Source organism: Gemmobacter lanyuensis (assembly GCF_014652355.1).
In the GTDB taxonomy this organism is placed as follows: Bacteria; Pseudomonadota; Alphaproteobacteria; order Rhodobacterales; family Rhodobacteraceae; genus Gemmobacter; species Gemmobacter lanyuensis.
On sequence record NZ_BMYQ01000013.1, the window covers coordinates 92,556 to 114,233 of the forward strand.

A 21,678-nucleotide genomic window follows, 5' to 3' on the forward strand; every position below is an offset into this window, starting at 1 on the left:
GACTATCCTTCTCGCGCAGCTCCCAGAAAGGCGTCGATGTTTGCTGCAGGTGTTTCCGGCCAAATGACGCAACCGGCCCCCAGCAAGAACCGCCTGTTCGCCATGCACGAACGAATGGCCTTGGTGGCCGCGAACACCTCGGCCGCGGTGCTTTGTGCCAGCAAGCTGGGCGCCAGCCCTCCTGCGAGCCAAAGGTCCGGATGTCGCGCCGCTTCGTCCAGGACGGCCGGGTTGTCCTCAAACGATGTATGAAGGATCGACCCGGCAAAGCTTGTAGCAAACCACTCCGGGTGCCCTGCACCGTGCAGATGGACCAGGTTCACTGCATCGGGACCAGCTGCCCGAACGCACGCCAGCGCTCGCCCCAGCCCGAGGGCGCCATATTCGGGTCTCGTGCCGTGTTGGACGGCCAAAAAGACACCATCCACCCCGATGTCCCGAAAAGTTTCAATCATTCGCACGGTGCGGTCGGTCAAGACATCAAGCGCCGCCCTGACCAAATGCGGCACGGTATGGATATGATCCTCCCAAACGCCGCGGGCCAAAGTGCAGGCCTGGAACATCGGATCGAAGATCGTCTGTACCAATGGCGTCTCTCTGGGGATCTGGGAGCGCAATCGTCGGGCAGCCTGGAAGTGGAGTGACAAATGGCTCTCTGACGGAGAGCATTCAATCACCTTCATCCAATCCTCGGGGGCAGAGACGAGAGCGGGACCGAAATCACGCCGACCCAGCCTGTCGCCGGTCCAGGCATCCGTCTGGCCGAGGTCGCGCAATTGAAAACTCGACGCCGGGGTGATCTTTACGATGTCCGCAGGAAATCGCTGCTGGAAGGCCAGGGTGGCATCTACCAAGCCATCCACGCTCTGGTCCGCGACCGGGTGATGGCGCCAGAGGGCAACCGGAGCTCTCAGACCTCCGGATAAGGAAGACACAACCCCCGCAGCCGTCATAGACGAGATGATCCCTCCGTGCCTCGGTCCATGTCGGCCACTGTGCCTCAGGTCGGGACATGCGTACCGACAAGGGCCGGTCCGAAGCAAGCTGAACTTACGATAGTTCATCCTGAACAAAGATTTCACGCTGCATTTACAATCAGATAGAAGTGATTCAGCTCGGCTTCGGCGGTCGATAGCAAGGCGATAACCCGGGCAAACCAAGGTCTGAGGTGGCCTAGAATCTTGCGGATATTGTGGGCCCCGATGTCATCGGGGCGCTGTTTTCAAGATATCGGCAAGGATCAGTGGCCCAAGACCTGAGACAGGAACAGCCGGGTGCGATCACTTTTGGGTTGGCCGAAGAATTCTTCGGGCGGGGCTTCCTCGATGATCTCGCCCTTGTCCATGAAAATCACGCGGTCTGCCACTTTTCGGGCAAAGCCCATCTCATGCGTGACGCAGACCATGGTCATGCCTTCCTGGGCCAGCGTCACCATCACATCCAGCACCTCGGCAATCATCTCGGGGTCAAGTGCACTGGTCGGTTCGTCAAAGAGCAGGATTTCCGGCTGCATGCACAGCGCCCGCGCAATCGCCACACGCTGCTGTTGCCCGCCCGACAGTTGGCCGGGGAATTTCTGCGCCTGATCGGGGATGCGGACCTTTTCCAGATAGCGCATGGCCGTGGCCTCTGCCTCTGCGCGCGAGATCTTGCGCACCAGCATCGGCGCCAGAGTGCAGTTTTCCAGCACGGTCATATGCGGAAACAGATTGAACTGCTGGAACACCATGCCCACCTCGCGGCGGATTTCGTCGATGGAGCCGAGGTTGTCGTCCAGCTGGGTGCCAAAGACGCGGATCGCGCCGCTGTCATGTTCCTCGAGCTGGTTGATGCAGCGGATCATGGTGGACTTGCCCGACCCGGACGGGCCGCAGACCACGACCTTTTCGCCCTTCGAGACGGTCAGGTTGATACTGCGCAGGGCGTGGAAGGTGCCGTAGTACTTGTTCAGGTCGGTGATTTCGATGGCAGGTGCGGTCAAATCCATGACATTAGTCCTTGCGATGGCCGACATTCATCCGGGCCTCGAGATAGGCGCCATAGCGCGAGAGGCCGAAGACGAAGGCAAAGTAGATGGCAGCGATGAAGACATAGACCTCGGCATAGGCGAATTTCCATTCGCCGGTCTTGAAGGCCGTGTTGCCCGCCGCCAGAAGCTCCATGAAGCCGACGACGACGATCAGCGACGTTTCCATGAAGGCAATGACGAACTGGTTGATGGTTGCGGGCAGCGCTAGGCGAAACGCCTGCGGCAGCACGATGCGGAAGGTGCGATGCCAATAGGTCAGGCCCAGGGCCTTCGCGGCCTCTTCCTGCCCCTTGGGAATACCCTGAAACCCGCCGCGGATGATCTCGGCCTGATAGGCGGCGAAGAACAGCGCCGCGCCAAAGAGAACGCGATAAAGCTTTTCCCCGATCAGGAAGCCCGGCAGCATGAAGGGCAGCACGATCGCGCAGGTGAACAGGATCGACAGCAACGGCAGTGACCGGATGGTATCGATGATCCAGCCCGTCACCCGCGCGATGACCGGATATTCCGACCGTCTCAGCAGCGCGAGCCCGATGGCCAGCGGCATCCCGATGATCCCGGTGGCGACGAAGATGAACAGCGTCAGCGGCAGGCCGCCCCATTGCTGTTCATTCACCGGCACAAGGCCAAGCACGCCCCCGCGCATCAGAGTGTAGAAGATCACCGTGCCCAGCACCCAGACCAGCGCCAGGCGGCCAAAGCTCCACATGCGCGGCAGGCAGGACAGCAGGATCACCACACCGACCACCACGCAGGCCAGCGCCGAGCGCCACTGTTCTTCGTAGGGGTAGATGCCAAACAGAATGACACGCCAGCGCACCGCGATCACCGACCAGCAGGCGCCACCGTGGGCCACGCAGGTCTCTTGCGTGCCATCGGCGCCGAAGGTTGCGCGGATCACGCCCCAATCCAGCAGAAACCAGCCGATCCATGCGATGACTGCGGCGCTGAGCAGGGTCATCAGAACCGCCAGCGGCGATCCGAAATAGTCGCGGCGCAGGCGCCGCAGGCGGGCGGACTGCCCGCCGGGAAGGGATGATGCGGTCATGCGGACCCCGTGGTCTGATGGCCCTTCAGCGCGATTGCCCGGTTCAGGCGGTTCAGCACAGCGGCAAGCGAGAAGTTGATGAGAAGGAACCCGGCCATGAGGATACCAATGAATTCAAAGGTCTGGCCCGAGTGGTTGATGGATGAGGCGATGACCATGAAGAAGTCGGAAAAGCCCACGGCAATACCCAGCGTCGTCGCCTTGATCAGCCAGACATATTGGTTGATCAGAATGGGCAGCATGGCCCTGAACGCCAGCGGCAGCCGCACGCGGGTAAAGATGTGCCAGGACGACAGGCCAAGGGCTGCCGCCGCCTCCATCTGCCCGCGCCCCACGGATTTGAAGCCGCCGCGCACGATCTCGCCGACATAGGCCGCGCCATAGGTGGTGATCGCGATGGCAAGGGCATAGAATTCGGGCTGGATGCGGAAGCCACCGTCGATCTTCAGGCCCTGCAAAGCGGGCAGCGTGACCCAGGCGTCGGCCGGATCATGGCCCAGCACCACAAAGACACCGGCACCGATCAGCCCTGCCAGAACCGCCAGCAGCGCGACTCGGCGTTGGCCTCTGGGTTCCACTCGGTTGAAACGGCGCGCGGTCAGCACCCAGATCGCCAGCCCAAGCCCGACCAGACCCGACAGCACCGCCAGCGCCACCGTCCCCGGCCCGACCATCAGGCCCGGTAGATAGAGCCCGCGCGCATTGATCAGCGCGCCGCCAAAGGCAATCGAGGCGCGTGGCGCAGGCAGCGCATTGGCCATCGCATACCAGAAGAACAACTGCAGGATCAGCGGCAGGTTGCGGAAAATTTCGATGTAGATCGTGCCCAGAAGCCGCGCCGCCGGATTGCGGCCAGACCGCATCAGCCCGACCACCAGGCCCAGCACCGAAGCCCCGGCAAGCCCGAGGGTGCCCATGAACAGCGTGTTCATCAGCCCCATCAGCAGATACCACCAGTAGGGGTCTGCCGTGGTTGTGGGAAGCAGCGAGAAGTTCATTTCCCAGCCGGTACTTTTCCACAGGAAATCAAACCCCGAGGTCAACCCCTGTGTCGCCAGATTGGTCCGCGCGGTCAGCGTCGCGGCAAGGACAAGAAGCAACAGGCCGGCCACGAAGCCGGCCTGAAGCGTTACCCTGCGAAACGCCCTGCTGCGCAAGAAAGACGGTCCCGTCATTGGCCTGTCCTCCGCTATATGTTGAGCAAAGCGCCGTGCCGGATGAACCGGCACGGCCCGGGACCGAAGGATCAGTCAACCACCAGCGGGAACAGCACGCCGCCCGCGTTCCACAGCGCGGTCATTTCGCGCGGCATCTTGTAGGGCGATTCCTGACCAAGGCTGCGCTCGAAGATCTCGGAGTAGTTGCCGACCTTCTTGATCACATTATAGGCCCAGTCATCCTGCAGACCCAAACCTGTGCCCATGCCCGGCGTCGCGCCCAGGAACTTCCCGATCTCGGCGGTCGGCGGATTGGCTTTCACCTCATCGATATTTGCCGAGGTGATGCCCTCCTGCTCAGCAAAGAGCAGCGCCGACAGCGTCCAGTTGGCAATATCGACCCAGTTGTCGTCGCCCTGACGCATGATCATGACTTCAGGCTCCAGCGCCAGCACGTCGGGCAGCAAAACGTGGCTGTCGGGCGCTTCGGATTGCGAGGCGGCAATCGCCAGCACCGGCCCCCACTGGGCGTAGGTATCGCAACGACCCGAGAAATAGGCGGCCTCGACCTCTTCGTTCTTCTCGATGGCGACGATTTCCATCTTGATGCCCTTGGCCTGCAGATAGGAGGCCACCTGACGTTCGGTCGAGGTCGAGGCGGGAACGCAGATCGAACCGCCTTCGGCGTCCTTCAGCGAGGTCAGGTTCAGCTCCTTGTGCGCCATCACCTTGGTCGTGCCAAGGTAATAGGACATCGAGAATTGCAGACCCAGTTCGGTATCGCGGCTGCGCGTGCCGCCCGAAGCCTTGATCACGATGTCGATGTCACCCGATTGCAGGGCGGGCCAGCGCTGCGCCCAGTCGATCGGCACGATATTCGCCTTGGCGGGATCGCCGAAAATGGCGGTGGTCATGGCGCGGCACAGTTCGATATCGATGCCCTTCCAGACGCCCTTGTCATCGACCTCGGCAAAGCCGAGGTAGGAACCGATATCGCCCGGGCAGTTCAGCTGGCCACGGGCCTGCACCGATTTCAGCGTGTCGCCCGTTCCGGCTTGCGCCACACCGGCCGACAGCGCCATCGCACCAGCAGCAAGGGTCAGTTTCAGTGTCGTTTTCATGGAGATTCCCTGTTTTGTGATGGAAGCAGGACTTTGTGCATGACGCCGCAATCGCCTGCGTGACCTGCGGCGCCTTTGACCTGGGCCGGGGACTCAGGCGTAGATGTAACCGCCTGAAACAATGACGTTTTCACCGGTCATGTAGGTATTCTTCGGCCCGCCCGCCATCAGCACCCATTCGGCGATTTCGGTGGGTAACGCGCCGCGCCCAAGCGGGCTTGCCTTGGCCAGTTCGTCGAGGAAGCCCGAGGCGCGCGCCTTCTCGGTCGCCATGCCCGCTGGCGCGACCGAGTTCACCAAAATCCCGTCAGGGGCGACGTAATCGGCAACTGATTTCGTCAGGCTGACCACGGCGGCCTTGGTTGCGGCGTAATGGATGTTCTTCGGATGCGCCTTGAAGGCGTCGACCGAGGTGATGTTGACGATGCGGCCGCGCACATGGGCCACCGGCTCTTGCGTCTTCATCTGTTCGATCGCGGCGACCATCATGTGATAGGTGCCCTTGATGTTGACCGCGTTCGACAGATCCCATTCCTCATCCGTCACGCCCAGCGTGGGACGACGGGGGTAGATTGCGGCGCTGTTGATGAGGGTATCGACCCGGCCGAGGACCTCGGCCACCTGACGGAAGGCGGCATGCGAGGCCGCTGCGGTGCGGATGTCGCAGGCCACGGCGACGCAGCGCAGGCCCTTGGCCTTGGCGCTGGCTAGCGCGGCTTCGGCGGCCGCGCCATCAATGTCGATGATGCCGATTCCCACGGCGCCCTCGGCCACCGCCATATCCACGAGCAGCGCGCCCAATCCGGCAGCACCCCCGACAACCACAAGATTCAAGTCTTTCATGTCTGCCTCATTTGAGCGAGATAGGGGGAACGGGCCGCGTCGGCATGATGTCGAGCCGCGTGACATCGGCCCGCGCAGGCAGACGCAGCAGCGCCAGCACCGCGTCGGCAATGTCCGAGGGCATCAAGGAATCGCCGCCCGCATACATGGATTGCCGGGTCTCGGCGCTCAGCACGCTTTCATAAAGCGCGGTCTGCACGCGCCCCGGCACCAGTTCGGTCACGCGGATGCCATCGACCGCAACTTCGGCCCGCAGGCTGGCGGCAAAGGCAGAGATCGCGGCCTTGGTCGCGGCATAGACTGCAAAATTCGCACCCGGCGCATGGGCGGCGGAAGACCCGGTAAAGACCAGATGACCCGATTTCGCGGCGCGCATCTGCGGCAGGACCAGCCGTGTCAGCGACAGCACCGCCTGCAGATTGACCTCGACCGTCTGGTCGATATCGTCAAAGCCCATCGTGTCGAAGGGGCCGGGTTTGGGCATCACACCCGCATTGTTGATCAGGATATCGACCTTCACCCCCGTCAGCGCGGCCTTGAGCGCGGCGCGGTCCGACAGGTCCAAGCACAGGGTCTCGATCCCCGGCGCCTCAGCGGCAAGATCGGCGAGCGCCGCCTGATTGCGCCCGGTGGCGAGGACGGCATAGCCCGCCTGACGCAGGGTGATGGCGATGGCGCGGCCGATACCGCTTGTCGCCCCCGTGACCATTGCGCGTTGCATGGAACCTCCAACTCTGGTTTGGGCAGGATGTCGCCACGGGGCCTTTTGCAAAAGGAAGAAAAACCGCGAAAAGGAAAGCCAGCCTTTCCATTCGACGCGCAAAATGAAAGGCCCGGCCGCAGGCGAATGCGGTCGGGCCTTGCATGGGGGCGGATCTGTGCTGTCAGGTCGGTTTGGGCTCCAGACGGTCCTTGCGCCCAGTCGCATGGGCCAGGGCGCGCAGTCGTTCCAGGCTGTTCAGCAAGTGGCTTCGCATGGCCGCGCGGGCGGCATCGGGCTGGCGGCGTTCGATCGCATCGACGATCGCCCGGTGTTCAGCATGAATACGATCGAAATATTCGTCCTTCAGCGCCGCGCTCAGCACGTAGCCCAGTTGAAGACGCGGGGCGATCTGCTGGCTGAGATAGGTGAGAAAATCGATGATCTGCGCGTTATGCGTGCCGCGGGCAATCAGCAGATGGAAATCATGGTCATAATGCACGCGCGTCGCGGCGGGGTCGGGATGGGCGGAATCCACCCGCTCCATCTCGGCGCGAATGGCGCGGGCCTCTGCGTCAGCGCAGCGCTCGGCGCAAAGGCCCGCCGCCTCCACCTCAACCGCAAGGCGCAGCTCCAGCAGAGCGATGGTCTGGGGCAGCGCCGCAAGGTCCTGATCAGGAATGGAAAAACTTCCCAGCGGCGCCTCGGAAACAAAGACCCCCTTGCCCTGCCGCGGCACGACCAGCCCCTCGGATCGCAGCCGGGCAATCGCCTCACGCACGACGGTGCGGCTGACTTCGAAGCTGAGGCAAAGCTCAGCTTCGGTGGGCAGTTGCGCGCCGGGGCCAAGCTTGCCGGTCCGGATCTGATCGAGCAGACCTTCAAATACGACGGTCGAAAGAGATTTCCGTTTCATCGGCACCCTGCGGTTTAGCTGCGCCAAGCCCTATCAGAGCGCGGCGGTCACGATCAACTCTACCAGCATCCCCGGCTTGGCCATTCGGCCTTCCCCGCTTGATCGCGCAGGCGCATGTTCAGGCGTGATCCAGGCATCCCAGACGCGGTTCACGGCGTCAAAGTCGCGGATATCGTCCAGCCACATCTGCACATGCAGGATGTTCTCGCGCTTGCTGCCCGCTTTGGCGAGCAGGCGGTCGATCTTGTCCAGAACCTCTTGCATCTGGGCCTCGGCGCTGGTGCCGGGGGTGCCGACCTGCCCGGTCAGATAGACGGTGCCGTTATGGACGACGCCATGATGGATGCGGGTATCGAAATCGAATCTTTGAATCTCGGCCATGGATCAGCTCCGGATCGGGTTGCCGCGCTGGTAATGCGCGTAGGGAGCCTGCACGAGCCATCCGGCATCGACAGGCAGGGTCACGCCGGTGATGCTGGCGGCGCGGTCGGAACAGAGGAACATCACCGCCTCGGCAATATCCTCGGGCTGCACGAATTTCTTCAGCGCGGTGGTCTCAAGGATCGCCTCGGGGTTCCGTTCCCCGGCGGCAATCTTGGCCTTCAAGCCGTCGGACAGCGTAAAGCCCGGCGCAACTGCATTGACGCGCACCCCCTTGGGACCCAGCTCGTTTGCCAAAATCTCGGTCAGAGCCTTCACCGCCTGTTTGCCCGGCGTATAGGCCGGAAGCGACAGCGGCGCGAATGAAGCCAGTGATCCGACATTCAGGATTGCCCCGCGCCCCGCCGCCGCCATCAGACGGCCAAAGACCTGACAGCCCAAGAGCGTGCCGCGATAGTTGATGCGCCACAGTTGTTCATCTTCATCCAGCGGCTGATCCAGCACGCGCTTGCCGCTTTGCAGGATGCCCGCACAATTGACCACGATTTCGGGGGTGCCAAAGCCGTTCTGCACCGCCGCGCCAAGCGCCTCCATCGCGGCGGCATCCGCGACATCGACCGGCAGGAAGGCCGCGTCGCTGGCCCCGGCGGCGAGGCAATCCTGCGCGACCGTAGCGCCCCGTGCGGCATTGCGCCCGGCGATCAGCACCCGGTGCCCCTCGGTGGCAAAGCGCAGCGCCACGGCGCGGCCAATACCCGAGGTGCCCCCGATCACAAGCGAAATCGGTTCAGACATCGCGGTTCTTCCTGTCCACATCGAAGAAATCGACCCAGGCCTGCATCTGGCAATCCATCATCGGGCGCCCGGCTTCTGCATGGCAGCCACGGGCGCGGGCCTCTTGCAGCAGACGCGTCTCGCTCGGCTCCATGATGATGTCGAAGATCACCATGCCGGGCCGCGCGTTTTCGATGGCCATGGGCAGCGGATCGGCGGGTTTCATCCCGATGGGCGTGGCGTTTACCGCGATATCCATCCCCGCCGGATCAGCCGGGCCGGTCACGACGCTGCAGGCCGGGAATTCACGGCGCACTGCGGCGGCCAGCGCCTCGGCCCGGTCGGCATCGACATCGGCAATGGTCAGCTCGGCCACCCCCTCTTCCGCGAGGCAATGGGCAATCGACGATCCACCACCCCCTGCCCCGACCAGCAGCGCGCGCTTGCCCTGCATCACGTGGCCCTTGGTCTTCATCGCCATGACAAAGCCATAGCCGTCGAAATTGTCAGCCTCCCATCCGCCTTCGGGCAGGCGGCGCAGCACATTGGCGGCACCAACACGGGCGGCGCGCGGATGGGCCTTCACCGCCTTCTCCAGCAGTTTGCCCTTGTAGGGGATCGAAACGATGATGCCGCGCAGGTTCTGCATCGCATCCAGACCTGCCCAGAGATCCTCAAGCCGGTCCGGGGTGCAGGTCATCGGCACCATCAGGCTGTCCAGGCCGCGGTCCTCAAACAGTGCGTTGAAGGCACCGGGACTTTTCGCATGTCCAACCGGGTGCGCCAGCATGGCGAAAACATCGGCCTTTCCTGTTCCTCGCATCTTTTGTCCTTTGCATGGATTCGGGGCTTGCGCTTCTCTTGTTATCAGTCATCATACAAATGACAACTGAAAATGAGCCGCGCCATGCCGATCCCCCGTTATGTCCCCCCGAAACATCGCAGCTATGACGTGGTCATCGTCGGCGGCGCCGCTGTCGGTTCGTCCGTGGCCTACTGGTTGGGCGAGGAAATGCGCGGGAAACTGTCGGTTCTGGTGGTAGAGCGGGATTCGAGCTACGCGTTTTCCTCGACCGCGCTGTCGACCTCGGCGATCCGGCAGCAGTATTCGAACCCGATCAATGTGCAGATCAGCCAGTTCGGCGTTGAAATCATTCGCAGTTTTCAGGACCGCATGGCCCCGTATTTTCCGGGCGAACCCGCGCCGGATCTGGGATTCAAGGAGTATGGCTATCTCTATTGCTGTTCGCCCGAAGGAGCCGCGTCCGCAAAGGCGCGGGTCGAGATGCAGCGCAGTCTGGGCGCCCATACGGTGTTTCTGGAACCCGAGGCCCTGCAGGCGCAATTCCCCTGGCTGAATGTCGAGGATCTGGGCGGCGGCAGCTGGGGCGCGCAGGCGGAGGGGTGGTTTGATTCCATGGGGCTTCTCATGGGGTTCCGCCGGGGCGCGCGGGCTTTGGGGGCCGAATACGTCGACAATGCGGTGACGGGGCTGGGTGTGGAATCGGGGCGGGTGACGACGGTGCAGCTTGCCACGGGCGAGGTGATATCCTGCGGCACGCTGGTCAACGCCGCGGGTCCCCGCGCGCAGCAGGTCGCAGCCATGGCGGGTCTGTCGATCCCCGTCGCGCCGTTCAAACGCTACAGCTTCGTCTTTTCCAGCGCGACACCCATTCCGGGGCGCATGCCCAATGTCATTGATCTGTCCGGCACTTTCGTGCGCCCCGAGGGTCCGCTGTTCCTGACCGGCAATACCCCCGGGGATGACGGCCCCGCCGATTACGACGATTTCGCGCCCCGCCACGAAGAGTTCGAGGATGCGATCTGGCCCGCGCTCTACCACCGCATCCCCTCTTTCGACGCGCTGAAGGTGCAGCAGGCCTGGACCGGGCATTACGAGATGAACATGCTCGATCATAACGGCATCGTGGGTTTTCACCCCGAGGTGACGAATTTCATGTTCGCCAACGGGTTCTCGGGGCACGGGCTTCAGCAGTCGCCCGCCACGGGCCGCGGCGTGATGGAGCTGATCGTCCATGGCGGGTTCCGCACCCTGGACCTTTCGCCGATGTGCTATGAACGCATCCCAGCAAACCGCCCCTTCATGGAAGATGCCGTGATCTGATCCAGATCACGGCACCCCGATGTTCCGCAAAGGTCGATGATGTCAAATGACGGCTTTTTCCAAGAACGGACGCCCTTCGAGGATGCGCTCATAGCCGACCTCGGTGAGATCCAGCGTGCGATAGGCGCCGTATATCAGCAATTCGGCCACCCCGCGCCCGGCGGCGGGGCCTTGCTGCAACCCGTGACCGGAATAGCCATTGGCAAAGACAAAGTTTGTCACCTGCGGATGGCGGCCGACGATCAGGTTATGGTCCAGGCTGTTGAAATCGTAATGCCCGGCCCATTGATTGACGACCTTGATCGCCTCGAACGCAGGTGACCGTTCTGCCAGCGTCGGCCAAATCTGGTCTTCGAATTCGGTCCAGCGCGGTTCGAAATCGTCCCAGTCGACGGCGGGGTCTTCCAGCGGCGGAGCGCCTGACAGGAAGAACCGGCCTTCGGGGCGGCAGAACACCCCCGAGGGATCGATCATCAGCGGCAGTCGGCCGCCATTCACCGTGGCGCTACCCTCGGGCGTTTTGGCGCAGTCGAACACAAAGAGCGTGCGCTTGCGCGGTTCAACCGGGACATCCAGCCCCGCCATGCGCGCCGTCAGCGCCGCCCGCGGACCCGAGGCATTCACCACCGCCCCGGCCTGCACGCTTGCACCGGATTTCAGCGTGACACCCGTCACCCGGTCGCCCGCGCGGGAAATCGCCACCACCTCATCGGTGATGTAATCCACACCCAGTTCACGTGCCTTGGCCTTGAAACCGTTCATCAGCCCGGTGTTGGAAAACCAGCCCTCGCCCGATTGGCCATAGCTTGCCAGACGAATGTCATCGACATTCAGATGCGGGAAGGCGCGGTGCAGATCCTCTTGCCCCCAGAGGACGACATCCGCACCGCAGGCGCGCTGAACCTCATGGTTTTCGCGCAGCGTCTGTTCCTGTTCGGCGGTATTGGCAAGGAAAAGATAGCCGCCCTGATGGAAGTTCAGATCCGGCGCCGCTTCGCCCGCGACCTGCATGGTCCGGGCAAAGTCGCGGATGAAGGCGCTGCCGAACTGGCTGATCTTCACGTTGATCGGGTTGGAAAACTGCACCCGGATCGACGAGGAGGACAGCGAGGTCGAGGCATAGCGATAGGTCGGGTCGCGTTCGACCACGAGGACTGACCCGTTGAAATCAGGGTTCGACGCCAGAAAATAGGCGACGGCAGAGCCGATGACCGCCCCGCCCACGATAACTACGTCGTAAGACGCCTTCATTTTTCCGCCTCATCATCCGGGTGGCCCAGATCGACGAACCAGCCGCCCAGATGCTGCACCGCAGGGGCCTTCGGATCGGGAACCGGGGTGCGGGCTTCAACCGCGGCACGGAAGGCTTCGGTATTGTCCTGCGGGCGATAGCCGAGGTGATCGGCCAGACGGTTGTCCACCGGCTTGACCGCATTATCGGAAATCCCGAAGGACACGGTAAAGCCCACACGCGGCGCAGTCAGGGCGGCGGCGGTCAAGCGGTTGCAATCTTCAAACGACAGCCAGGACCAGAGCATCCGCCGGTCTGCCGGTTCCGGGAAGGACGAAAAGATGCGCAAAGCCACGCTTTCGATGCCGAACTTGTCCCAGTAGAGACGGCCCAGATCCTCGACAAAGCATTTCGACAGTCCATAAAGCCCGTCGGGACGATGCGGGGCATTGGTGTCGATATGATCTTCCAGCCGATGATAGCCGATCGCATGCACCGACGAGGCATAGACCACCCGTTTGACGCCGTGTTTCCGCGCGGCCTCATAGATGTGGTAGCTGCCGCGGATATTGGAATCGAGGATCTCTTGCCAGGGGCGCTCCATCGGGGCGCCGCCGAAATGCACGATGGCATCGCAGCCTTCGACCGCCGCCATCACTGCCGCGTCATCGGCCAGATCAAAGGTGACGGACTCTTCATTCGGCGCAAGGTCGGTGATGCCGTTGCGGCTGGCCAGACGCAGCTTCCGCGCCAGCGGCGCAAGACCGCGGCGCAGTTCGGTGCCAAGGCGCCCTGCGGCGCCGGTGATCAGGATGGTATCGTAACGCGGGGTCATTTGGCCTCCGAAAGGGCAGATACGGCGCGGCCGATCCGGGCAATCGCCTCGGTCAGCACCGCGTCCGAGGTCGCGGTCGAGATGCGGAAAAAGGGTGACAGCCCATAGGCCGATCCCGGCACCGAAGAAACATGCCCCTCGGCCAGCAGGTAATTGGCGACAGCCACGTCATCGGTCAGGATGTCGCCCTTTGGGGTGCGTTTGCCGATCAGACCGGCGCAGCCGATATAGGCATAGAAGGCGCCTTCCGGCGGGGGCAGCGTCAGGCCGGGGATCTGGGCCACGCCCGCGACCACCAGATCGCGCCGCCGTTCAAAGGCCGCGCGAAACGCGCCCACGCAATCCTGCGGGCCAGTCAGCGCAGCCAGCGCCGCCGCCTGCATCGGGGCCGCGACCGAGGTGCAGGATTGGCTTTGCACCGTGTTCATCGCCTTGATCAGCGGGGCCGGACCCGCCGCATAGCCCACACGCCAGCCGGTCATGGCATAGGCCTTTGCCACACCATTCACGATCAGCGTGCGCGATTTCAGTTCGGGGCAGGCCTTGCCGAAAGACACGAATGCGCGCCCGTCAAAGATGATATGTTCGTAGATCTCATCCGACAGGATCAGGATCTGCGGATGGCGGGCCAGCACTGCCCCCAGCGCCTGCAGCTCGGCTGCCGAATAAACCGCGCCCGAAGGGTTCCCGGGTGCATTCAGGAACAGCCATTTGGTGCGGGGGGTGATCGCAGCCTCCAGCACCTCGGGCGTCAGGCGAAAGCCCGCCTCGGCGCTGCAAATCGGGGTGACGGGGGCGCCGCCCAGCAGTTTCACCATCTCAGGGTAGCTGACGAAATAGGGGGCGGGCAGGATCGCCTCATCCCCATCGTTCAGGGTGGCCATCAGCGCGTTGAAGATGATCTGCTTGGCACCATTGGCCACGACGATATCATCGGGGCCATAGTCCAACCCGTTCTCGCGCCGGAACTTTTCGGCCACAGCCGCCCGCAGCGCCGGCGTCCCGGCCGAGGCGGTATAGAGCGTTTCACCCCGCAGCGCCGCCGCATGGGCGGCTTCGGCCACATGCGGCGGCGTCGGGAAATCCGGCTCGCCCAGACCGAGGTCGATCACATCCACCCCGGTCGCCCGCAGCGCCTTGGCTGCCATCGAGGCCGCCATCGAGGCCGAGGGTTTGACTGCCGCAAGGCGGCCCGCCACATAGGTCATTTGCGATCTCCGCTCAGATAGCCTTTCAGGATGTCATTGGCCCGGGCCTGCGGGTCGCGCAGGGCGGGGTCGCCATATCCGCCGCCGCCGGGCAGATGCAGCACGAGCTTGCGGCCCGCGGGCACGTGCTGCCAGCCTTTTGGCTTCAAGCGCGTCCCGTCGTCCAGTGCTGCCATGCCGGGGGCACCATTCTGCCCTCCGTCACGGCCGCGCGGCGCGTTCTGGATACGGTCGAACATGGCCGAAAAGTCAAATTCATGACCCTCGGCCGGGGCGATTTCGATGATCTGGCCCAGACCGCCGCGATACTGGCCATCGCCTGCGGAATCCGGGCGCAGCTCTTTGCGCCAGATCACCACGGGGCCGGTATGTTCGGTCGCCTCGATCGGCATGGTCATCACACCCGAGGGGAAGGCCGTCGCGTTCAGGCCATCCTGTTCGGGCCGCGCGCCCATCCCGCCCGAGTTGAACATCAGGATCTCGGCCCGGCGGCCGTCCTGCCCGGCGGCGGGGCGCACCGACATATGGATGTTCCACAGCGCGCCCGAACCTTCCGCCAGGATCTTGCCCGGCAGCGCCTGCGCGAGCGCGCCCAGCACCAGATCGGGCACCATATGGCCAAAGACATGCCGCAGGCTGACCGGCGCGGGCCGCGGCGCGTTCAGGATGTTTTCAGGCGAGGATACGGTGAAAGGTTCGAGCGAGGCCCAGTTGTTCGGAATGTCGGGCGCCACCACGCATTTCATCGCATAGCAGGCATAGGCCTTGGTATAGATGATCGGCACGTTGATGCCCCAGCGGCTGATGCCATCGGTGCCACCGAAATCGACATTGACCGTCTCGCCGCGGGTTTCCAGCGTCGCCATCAGCTTGACAGGCGTGTCATAGCCATCGGTCACCATGACATTCGTCCAGGCACCGCGCGGCAGCGCCGCGATCCGTTCCAGCGTGGCGGCGCGGGTGCGGGCGAAGATGAAGTCCCCCAGGTCATCCAGCGTATCGAGACCGATCTCCTCCATCATGGCGATCAACCGATTGTGGCCGACATCGTTGCACGCCGCGAGCGAGTAGAAATCGCCCACCACCTGATTGGCCTCGCGCACATTGGTGCGCAGAATGCGGACCAGATCGGCGTTCACCACGCCACGTTCGGCGAATTTCATGATCGGGATCTGGATGCCTTCCTCATAGACCGATTTGCCATCGGCCCCGAAGCCACGCCCGCCCACATCCACCACATGCGCGGTGCAGGCGAAGAAGCCGACCAGCGTATCGCCCTTGAAGCTCGGCGAAACCATGGTGATGTCATGCAGGTGGCCCGTGCCCTGCCAGGGGTCATTGGTCACATAGGTATCGCCGGGGAACATGTTCTCGCGGCCGATTTCGGCGATGAAATGCAGCACCGCCTCGGCCATGGTGTTGACGTGGCCGGGGGTGCCGGTCACCGCCTGCGCCAGCATCCGGCCCGCAGGGTCGAAGACCCCCGCCGAAAGGTCGCCCGCTTCGCGCACAGAAGTGGAAAAGGCGGTGCGCAGCAGTGTCATGGCCTGTTCTTCCACCACGGAAATCAGGCGGTTCCACATGACCTGCATGTGGATTTCACGGGTCTGGTCGGACATCAGACGATCTCCTTGCGAAGCATCAGAAGCGAGCCGTCGGATTGCATCACGACGTCGAAGGGGGCGGTGACCACGGTCGAGGTTTCGCGTTCCACCACCACGGCGGGGCCAGAGACGCGGTCGCCGGGGGCGAGGCTGTCGCGCGCGACGATGCCCGTTTGCAGCACGCTGGCCGAGGACGGATCAAAGACCGCGCGCGATTGCGGTGCCGAAAAGCTGCGGCTGCCGTGGGTCAGCGTGGCCGGTTCCGGCGCAGGGCGTTCATCGGCAGCCTTGACCGAAATGGTCACAATCTCGATCTCAAGCCCCGAAAGACCATCGATGGCGCGTCCGAAGAACCGGGCATAGGCATCCAGGAACCGGGTGCGGATCAGTTCAACATCCGCCGCGGTGAAGGCACGGTCGGGCAGCGGAACCGGAATTTCCCAGCCTTGGCCGCGATAGCGCATGAACGCCACGATTTCGCAGAGGATCTTGCCCTCGGTGCCCTGACGCACAAAACCCTCAGCCGTGGTCTTCAGATCGGCGATCAGGCCGTTCACGGTCGCCGCATCGAATGTGCTGAGGCCGATGATACGCGAGGCAAGCGATTCATAGCCGAAGGGCGCCTTGAGGAAACCGATGGCCGACCCCACCCCTGCCCCCGGCGGGATCAGGCAGCGATCGATGCCCAGCTTTTCGCAGAGCCGTGCAGCGTGCAGCGGTGCCGCACCACCAAAGGCCACCATCATGTTGTCCGAGATGTTCTTGCCGTTTTCCACCGCATGAACGCGGGCGGCGTTGGCCATGTTCTCGTCCACCACCTCGCCAATACCGAAGGCGGCCGATTGCGCCGAGAGGCCGAGCCGGTCGCCGACATGCGCGGCAATCGCGCCGGCGGCCAGATCGGTCGAAAGCTTGATCGCGCCACCTGCAAAATTGTCCGGGTCAAGTTTGCCGAGGATCAGGTCCGCATCAGTGATCGCCGGGCGTTGGCCGCCGCGCTGATAGCAGGCCGGGCCGGGTTCGGAAGCCGCACTTTCCGGGCCGGTCTGGATGCGCCCCATGGCATCGACCCAGGCGATGGAGCCACCGCCAGCGCCAATCTCGATCATCTCGATCACCGGGATGGAGATCGGCATCCCCGAACCCTTGGCGAAACGCGTGGTGCGCGCAACCTCGAACGAGCGGGCGGTTTTCGGGGCGAAATCCTCGATCAGACAGATCTTGGCAGTGGTGCCGCCCATGTCATAGCTGACGACCTTTTCAAGGCCAAAGCGCCGCGCCACATCGGCGGCAAAGATCGCGCCACCTGCCGGGCCGCTTTCTACCAGACGCACCGGGAATTCGGCGGCGGTTTCCACGGAGACCAGACCGCCCCCGGAATGGATCATGAAGACCGGGCAGGTTGCGCCCTTTTCGGCCAGCCGCACTTGCAGCCGGTCAAGGTAGCTTGCCATCTGCGGGCGCACATAGGCATTGGCGCAAACGGTGTTGAACCGCTCGAATTCCCGCATCTGCGGCGAGACTTCGGACGAGACCGAGATTGGCAGATCCACTTTGGCGCCGATGATTTCGCGGGCACGGGCCTCATGCGCGGGGTTCAGGTAGGCGTGGATAAAGCCGATGGCCACAGCCCCATAACCGCCCGAGGCGATCTGGTCGGCAATCGCCTCCAATGCGGCCTCGTCCAGCGCCGCGAGTTCTTGCCCCTGCGCGCCGATGCGACCAGCCACGGTGAAGCGATCCTCGCGCGGCACCAGCGGCGTGGGCAGCGTCAGGTTCAGGTCATATTGGTCAAAGCGGCTTTCGGTCCGCATCTCGATCACGTCACGGAAGCCCTCGGTGGTGACGAAGGCCGTGCGCGCGCCACGCCGTTCGATCAGCGCATTGGTGGCCAGCGTCGTGCCGTGGATCACGATCTCCAGATCGGCATAGCCGATGCCGGCATCGGCCAGAACAATGTCCATGCCATCAAGAATGGCCTGTTCGGGGGCGGTGTAGTTGGTGAGAACCTTGGTCGAAATGATCTTGCCCCGGAGATCCAGCGCAATATCGGTAAAGGTGCCGCCGATATCGGCCCCCAGTCGGATCGAGGAAGTCATTGGGTTTCCTTTGCTTTCAGCGCGGCTTCGCGCATCTGCGACAGCGTCTGACGCGGGGTCAGCGCCTCGGGCGAGATCACAAGGTCAAGCAGGGCGCCGGTGGCCGAGGCCCGCGCACGGGCAAAGGCGGCCGGAAAATCCGCTGTGGTTTCAACACGTTCGGCATGCATCCCATAAGCGCGCGCCAGGGCCACGAAATCGGGGTTCACCATGTCGGTGCCCGAAACGCGGGCCGGATAGTGGCGTTCCTGATGGGCCCGGATCGTGCCGTAGATGCCGTTATTGAGCAAAAGCACGATGGGCTGCGCGCCATATTGCAAGCCGGTCGCAAGCTCCTGGCAATTCATCTGGAAATCACCGTCCCCGGCAAAGCAGACGACCGTCCGGTCGGGATCGGCAACCTTGGCGGCAATCGCCGCGGGCAGGCCATAGCCCATCGCCCCCGATTGTGGCGCCAGCAGCCGCGCCTTGGGGCCGAATTTGTAGAACTTGTTCGGCCAGACGGTGAAATTGCCTGCGCCATTGGTCAGGACTGCGTCATCGGGCAGCACGTCCCGCAAATGCGCGGTCGCCACGCCCATATCCACGGGCGAGGGCAGCGGCGGCAGATCAAAGCCCGTCTCCCAGCCCGCCCGCGCCCGCGCCCGCCAGTCGGCCCAGGCGCCCGCAACCGGGGTCAGGCTAGCGGCAAAGGTGTTGGGCCCGGCCTGAATACCCAGCGTCGGCTGATAGATCTTGCCGATTTCACGGTCGGATGCATGGACATGGATGAGCTTCTGCACCGGCACCGGGACCGAGAGCAGCGTGTAGCCATCGGTCGTCATCTCGCCAAAGCGGACGTTGATCGCAAGGATGGTATCGGCATCGGTGATCAGGCGGCGCACATGGGCGGGCATCCCGACCCCGGCCTCCCCCGCAAACACGGGCGAGAAATTGTCGAACTGGTCCTGATAGCGGAAGGCGGCGATCACGGGGATATCGCTTGCCTCGGCAAAGGCTTGGAGGGCGCGGCTACCCTCAGCCGTCCAGTTGCAGCCGCCCATCAGGATCAGCGGGCGCTTCGCGGCGGACAGCAGTTCGCGCACCTCAAACAGGGCCGCGGTATCGGCGGCGGGTTCACGGACCCGCGCCACGCCTGTCAGCGGAGCAGCATCGGTCAGGCTGGTCAGCATGTCTTCGGGCAGGGCAATGACCACCGGGCCGGGGCGCCCGGTCAACGCCGTGGTCCAGGCGCGAGCGAGGATTTCAGGGATGCGGCCCACGTCATCAATCTCGACTGCCCACTTCGCCATGGTGCCAAAGACAGCGCGATAGTCGATTTCCTGAAACGCCTCGCGGCCTTTCATATCCGTGCCGACCTGCCCCACGAAGAGGATCATCGGCGCGGAATCCTGCATGGCCGTATGCACGCCGATCGAGGCATTGGTCACGCCGGGGCCGCGGGTGACCATACAGATCCCCGGTTGCCCCGTCAGCTTGCCCCAGGCTGCCGCCATGAAGGCAGCGCCACCCTCGTTGCGGCAGTTCACAAAATCAAGCCGGTCTTTCGTGTCATGCAGCGCGTCCAGCACCGCAAGATAGCTTTCGCCCGGCACGCCGAAGGCCTTGGTCGCCCCCAGTGCCAGCAGGCTGTCCACCAGCACCTGTCCGCCGTTTCGTTTCATTGCATCATCCCCTTCTTGACCGCGCCGAACACGGGGGCACGGCAAGTTCTGGTGGTCATTCTGGCAATCCAGGCCGGTTCGGAAAACAAACTTCGCCCGAAAACATGAAATTTATTCTTTCTTGTTTTCGCTCATCCAGCGAAGGTGTAGGCGGTTTTCACGGCGGTGTAGAAATCCATCGCCATGCGTCCCTGTTCACGCCCGCCCAGGCTCGACGCGCCGCGACCGCCAAAAGGCACATGATAATCGACACCTGCGGTGGGCAGATTCACCATGACCATGCCCGCCTTCGATCGGCGCCGGAACTCGGTCGCCTCACGCAGCGATCCGGTGCAGATGCCAGAGGAAAGTCCAAATTGCGTGTCATTGGCGACGGCAACGGCCTCTTCGAAATCCGCCACCGCAATGACGGCGGCGCAGGGACCAAAGATTTCCTCCTGAGCCACGCGCATGGAATTGCGCGCGCCCAGAAACAGCGCCGGGCTCTGGAAGCTACCGGGGCGGTTCAGGCGCTGGCCACCCAGCACCTCACAGCCCTCGTCGGCGGCGATCCGGACATAATCCAGGTTCCCCGCCAATTGCCCCTCGGAAACGACAGGCCCGATCTGGGTTGCAGGGTCGAGCGGGTCCCCCACGCGCAGCGCGGTCATCGCAGCGGCAAGCTTTTCGACAAAGGCGTCATGCACCGGTGCCTCGACGATAAGGCGTGAAGAGGCCGTGCAGCGCTGCCCGGTGGAAAAGAAGGCGCCGTTCAGACAGGCCGCGACAGCAAGGTCCAGATCTGCCTGTGCCGTCACGATCATGGGGTTCTTGCCCCCCATCTCGAGCTGCACCTTCTTCATCCCGCGGGCGCAATCCAGCGCGATGCCGCGCCCGACGCGCTCTGACCCGGTGAAAGAGATCGCAGCCACACCCGGGTGGTTCACCAGCGCGGCGCCGATCTCGGACCCGCGGCCCATCACCAGGTTGAAGACCCCCGCCGGGCAACCGGCCTCGGCCAAAATCTGCGCAAGCAGATGGGCGCAGGCGGGGGTCTGATCTGCGGGTTTCAGGATCACGGCATTGCCCGCCGCCAGCGCCGGGGCTGTTTTCCAGGCCGGAATGGCGATGGGGAAGTTCCAGGGCGTGATCAGCCCCACAACACCAAGCGGCTCGCGCGTGACTTCGGCCTCGACGCTGTCGCGCAGCGAAGCGAGCTTCTCGCCGGGATTGCGCAGCGCTTCACCGGCATAGAAGTGAAAGAGTTGGGCCGCGCGCAGTGCCTCGCCCTTGGCTTCGGCAAGGGTTTTGCCCTCTTCCCGCGCCAGCAGGCGACCCATCTCTTCGACCTTTGCCAGCAGCAGATCACCCGCCCGGCGCAGCACATTCGACCGCAACTGGGGCGAGGCCGCAGCCCAACCCAGCTGGGCGGCTTGCGCCGCTTCAATTGCCTTGACGACATCCGCGGCAGTGCCGCGCGCATAAAGCCCAATCAGATCGTCCGGGTTGGCCGGGCTCCGGTTTTCCGCCGCGCCTTCGGTGGGCTGCCAAAGCCCATTGATGTAATTGCACTTCAGTTCGGTCATGTTTTCGTCCGTCGTCATCTCGTGCACAGGTGCAAACCCGGCCGTTCTGAGGCGAACTATTCACCAAAGGCAGAAAAGGAACCGCAAAGAACAATTCCTTATAAGAAGGTTTTTCTTTGTCTTCAGGCCAGTTTGCAAAACGCCTGCCCGTCCTGAGACAGGCGTTTGCGGGGTCATGTCTGCTGAGGTTTGGACCGGAATGCCCGTCCCAATCACTCGCAACTAGAGCTTGTCGGTGAGTTCCGGGACGGCGGTGAAGAGGTCTGCGACGAGGCCGTAGTCTGCGACCTGGAAGATGGGGGCCTCTTCGTCCTTGTTGATCGCGACGATGACCTTGCTGTCCTTCATGCCGGCGAGGTGCTGGATCGCGCCCGAGAT

Annotated in this window: 19 protein-coding genes and 1 pseudogene; 1 reads left to right on the forward strand and 19 read right to left on the reverse strand. The window is 63.5% G+C overall.

Annotation, left to right across the window (positions count from 1 at the left end; genetic code table 11):
* Positions 1–2 precede the first annotated feature (2 nt).
* From IE101_RS16460 to IE101_RS16510, 11 genes are all read right to left on the reverse strand, one after another.
* Positions 3–863: a uroporphyrinogen decarboxylase family protein gene (locus IE101_RS16460; protein ID WP_189634937.1), complete on the reverse strand. Its 861-nt coding sequence runs from the start codon at positions 861–863 to the stop codon at positions 3–5.
* 377 nt (positions 864–1,240) lie between these two features.
* A complete protein-coding gene (locus IE101_RS16465) occupies positions 1,241–1,987 on the reverse strand; it encodes an amino acid ABC transporter ATP-binding protein (protein ID WP_189634938.1) in 747 nt (248 codons plus the stop codon).
* 4 nt (positions 1,988–1,991) lie between these two features.
* A complete protein-coding gene (locus IE101_RS16470) occupies positions 1,992–3,077 on the reverse strand; it encodes an amino acid ABC transporter permease (RefSeq protein WP_189634939.1) in 1,086 nt (361 codons plus the stop codon).
* Positions 3,074–4,189, reverse strand: coding sequence for an ABC transporter permease subunit (locus IE101_RS16475; RefSeq protein ID WP_229804258.1), 1,116 nt, complete (start codon positions 4,187–4,189; stop codon positions 3,074–3,076). Before IE101_RS16475 ends, IE101_RS16470 begins: the two co-directional genes overlap by 4 nt.
* A gap of 134 nt (positions 4,190–4,323) precedes the next feature.
* A complete protein-coding gene (locus IE101_RS16480; RefSeq protein WP_189634941.1) occupies positions 4,324–5,355 on the reverse strand; it encodes an amino acid ABC transporter substrate-binding protein in 1,032 nt (343 codons plus the stop codon).
* A 93-nt stretch (positions 5,356–5,448) separates the two neighbouring features.
* Positions 5,449–6,198: an SDR family NAD(P)-dependent oxidoreductase gene (locus IE101_RS16485; protein WP_189634942.1), complete on the reverse strand. Its 750-nt coding sequence runs from the start codon at positions 6,196–6,198 to the stop codon at positions 5,449–5,451.
* A gap of 7 nt (positions 6,199–6,205) precedes the next feature.
* On the reverse strand, positions 6,206–6,919 hold the full coding sequence (locus IE101_RS16490; RefSeq protein ID WP_189634943.1) for an SDR family oxidoreductase: 714 nt from the start codon (positions 6,917–6,919) through the stop codon (positions 6,206–6,208).
* Between the two features lie 163 nt (positions 6,920–7,082).
* On the reverse strand, positions 7,083–7,814 hold the full coding sequence (locus IE101_RS16495; RefSeq protein ID WP_189634944.1) for a FadR/GntR family transcriptional regulator: 732 nt from the start codon (positions 7,812–7,814) through the stop codon (positions 7,083–7,085).
* 33 nt (positions 7,815–7,847) lie between these two features.
* Positions 7,848–8,195, reverse strand: a complete 348-nt coding sequence (locus IE101_RS16500; RefSeq protein ID WP_189634945.1) for a RidA family protein — start codon at positions 8,193–8,195, stop codon at positions 7,848–7,850.
* A 3-nt stretch (positions 8,196–8,198) separates the two neighbouring features.
* A complete protein-coding gene (locus tag IE101_RS16505) occupies positions 8,199–8,990 on the reverse strand; it encodes an SDR family NAD(P)-dependent oxidoreductase (RefSeq protein ID WP_189634946.1) in 792 nt (263 codons plus the stop codon).
* Entirely contained in the window at positions 8,983–9,792 is an 810-nt protein-coding gene (locus tag IE101_RS16510) for a shikimate dehydrogenase family protein (protein ID WP_189634947.1), read from the reverse strand. Before IE101_RS16510 ends, IE101_RS16505 begins: the two co-directional genes overlap by 8 nt.
* Positions 9,793–9,876: 84 nt before the next feature.
* Between IE101_RS16510 and IE101_RS16515 the strand changes: the two genes are divergently transcribed.
* Complete coding sequence (locus IE101_RS16515; RefSeq protein WP_189634948.1) at positions 9,877–11,094, forward strand: NAD(P)/FAD-dependent oxidoreductase; 1,218 nt, start codon at positions 9,877–9,879, stop codon at positions 11,092–11,094.
* 42 nt (positions 11,095–11,136) lie between these two features.
* On the opposite strand, the gene IE101_RS16520 is transcribed toward IE101_RS16515, so the two are convergent.
* From IE101_RS16520 to IE101_RS16555, 8 genes and pseudogenes are all read right to left on the reverse strand, one after another.
* The gene (locus tag IE101_RS16520; protein ID WP_189634949.1) at positions 11,137–12,345 is read right to left on the reverse strand and encodes an NAD(P)/FAD-dependent oxidoreductase; all 1,209 of its coding nucleotides are present in this window, start codon (positions 12,343–12,345) and stop codon (positions 11,137–11,139) included.
* Complete coding sequence (locus IE101_RS16525) at positions 12,342–13,160, reverse strand: NAD-dependent epimerase/dehydratase family protein (RefSeq protein WP_189634950.1); 819 nt, start codon at positions 13,158–13,160, stop codon at positions 12,342–12,344. The genes IE101_RS16520 and IE101_RS16525 overlap by 4 nt, the downstream gene beginning before the upstream one ends.
* Positions 13,157–14,368 (reverse strand): pyridoxal phosphate-dependent aminotransferase, encoded by a 1,212-nt coding sequence (locus IE101_RS16530; protein WP_189634951.1) that lies wholly within the window; start codon positions 14,366–14,368, stop codon positions 13,157–13,159. Before IE101_RS16530 ends, IE101_RS16525 begins: the two co-directional genes overlap by 4 nt.
* Positions 14,365–15,987: a hydantoinase B/oxoprolinase family protein gene (locus IE101_RS16535; protein WP_189634952.1), complete on the reverse strand. Its 1,623-nt coding sequence runs from the start codon at positions 15,985–15,987 to the stop codon at positions 14,365–14,367. Before IE101_RS16535 ends, IE101_RS16530 begins: the two co-directional genes overlap by 4 nt.
* A complete protein-coding gene (locus IE101_RS16540; RefSeq protein WP_189634953.1) occupies positions 15,987–18,071 on the reverse strand; it encodes a hydantoinase/oxoprolinase family protein in 2,085 nt (694 codons plus the stop codon). The genes IE101_RS16535 and IE101_RS16540 overlap by 1 nt, the downstream gene beginning before the upstream one ends.
* Positions 18,068–19,735, reverse strand: a complete 1,668-nt coding sequence (locus tag IE101_RS16545; RefSeq protein WP_189634954.1) for a thiamine pyrophosphate-dependent enzyme — start codon at positions 19,733–19,735, stop codon at positions 18,068–18,070. Before IE101_RS16545 ends, IE101_RS16540 begins: the two co-directional genes overlap by 4 nt.
* 131 nt (positions 19,736–19,866) lie before the next feature.
* Positions 19,867–21,300: an aldehyde dehydrogenase family protein gene (locus IE101_RS16550; protein WP_189634955.1), complete on the reverse strand. Its 1,434-nt coding sequence runs from the start codon at positions 21,298–21,300 to the stop codon at positions 19,867–19,869.
* A 222-nt stretch (positions 21,301–21,522) separates the two neighbouring features.
* Positions 21,523–21,678 (reverse strand): annotated as a pseudogene (locus IE101_RS16555) (electron transfer flavoprotein subunit alpha/FixB family protein); the annotation flags it as partial.

Excerpts from the sequence above, each read along its gene's own strand:
- IE101_RS16465 (WP_189634938.1), bottom strand. The coding sequence starts at position 1,987 with ATGGATTTGACCGCACCTGCCATCGAAATCACCGACCTGAACAAGTAC.
- IE101_RS16470 (WP_189634939.1), bottom strand. The coding sequence starts at position 3,077 with ATGACCGCATCATCCCTTCCCGGCGGGCAGTCCGCCCGCCTGCGGCGC.
- IE101_RS16480 (WP_189634941.1), bottom strand. The coding sequence starts at position 5,355 with ATGAAAACGACACTGAAACTGACCCTTGCTGCTGGTGCGATGGCGCTG.
- IE101_RS16485 (WP_189634942.1), bottom strand. The coding sequence starts at position 6,198 with ATGAAAGACTTGAATCTTGTGGTTGTCGGGGGTGCTGCCGGATTGGGC.
- IE101_RS16490 (WP_189634943.1), bottom strand. The coding sequence starts at position 6,919 with ATGCAACGCGCAATGGTCACGGGGGCGACAAGCGGTATCGGCCGCGCC.
- IE101_RS16495 (WP_189634944.1), bottom strand. The coding sequence starts at position 7,814 with ATGAAACGGAAATCTCTTTCGACCGTCGTATTTGAAGGTCTGCTCGAT.
- IE101_RS16500 (WP_189634945.1), bottom strand. The coding sequence starts at position 8,195 with ATGGCCGAGATTCAAAGATTCGATTTCGATACCCGCATCCATCATGGC.
- IE101_RS16505 (WP_189634946.1), bottom strand. The coding sequence starts at position 8,990 with ATGTCTGAACCGATTTCGCTTGTGATCGGGGGCACCTCGGGTATTGGC.
- IE101_RS16510 (WP_189634947.1), bottom strand. The coding sequence starts at position 9,792 with ATGCGAGGAACAGGAAAGGCCGATGTTTTCGCCATGCTGGCGCACCCG.
- IE101_RS16515 (WP_189634948.1), top strand. The coding sequence starts at position 9,877 with ATGCCGATCCCCCGTTATGTCCCCCCGAAACATCGCAGCTATGACGTG.
- IE101_RS16520 (WP_189634949.1), bottom strand. The coding sequence starts at position 12,345 with ATGAAGGCGTCTTACGACGTAGTTATCGTGGGCGGGGCGGTCATCGGC.
- IE101_RS16525 (WP_189634950.1), bottom strand. The coding sequence starts at position 13,160 with ATGACCCCGCGTTACGATACCATCCTGATCACCGGCGCCGCAGGGCGC.
- IE101_RS16530 (WP_189634951.1), bottom strand. The coding sequence starts at position 14,368 with ATGACCTATGTGGCGGGCCGCCTTGCGGCAGTCAAACCCTCGGCCTCG.
- IE101_RS16535 (WP_189634952.1), bottom strand. The coding sequence starts at position 15,987 with ATGTCCGACCAGACCCGTGAAATCCACATGCAGGTCATGTGGAACCGC.
- IE101_RS16540 (WP_189634953.1), bottom strand. The coding sequence starts at position 18,071 with ATGACTTCCTCGATCCGACTGGGGGCCGATATCGGCGGCACCTTTACC.
- IE101_RS16545 (WP_189634954.1), bottom strand. The coding sequence starts at position 19,735 with ATGAAACGAAACGGCGGACAGGTGCTGGTGGACAGCCTGCTGGCACTG.
- IE101_RS16550 (WP_189634955.1), bottom strand. The coding sequence starts at position 21,300 with ATGACCGAACTGAAGTGCAATTACATCAATGGGCTTTGGCAGCCCACC.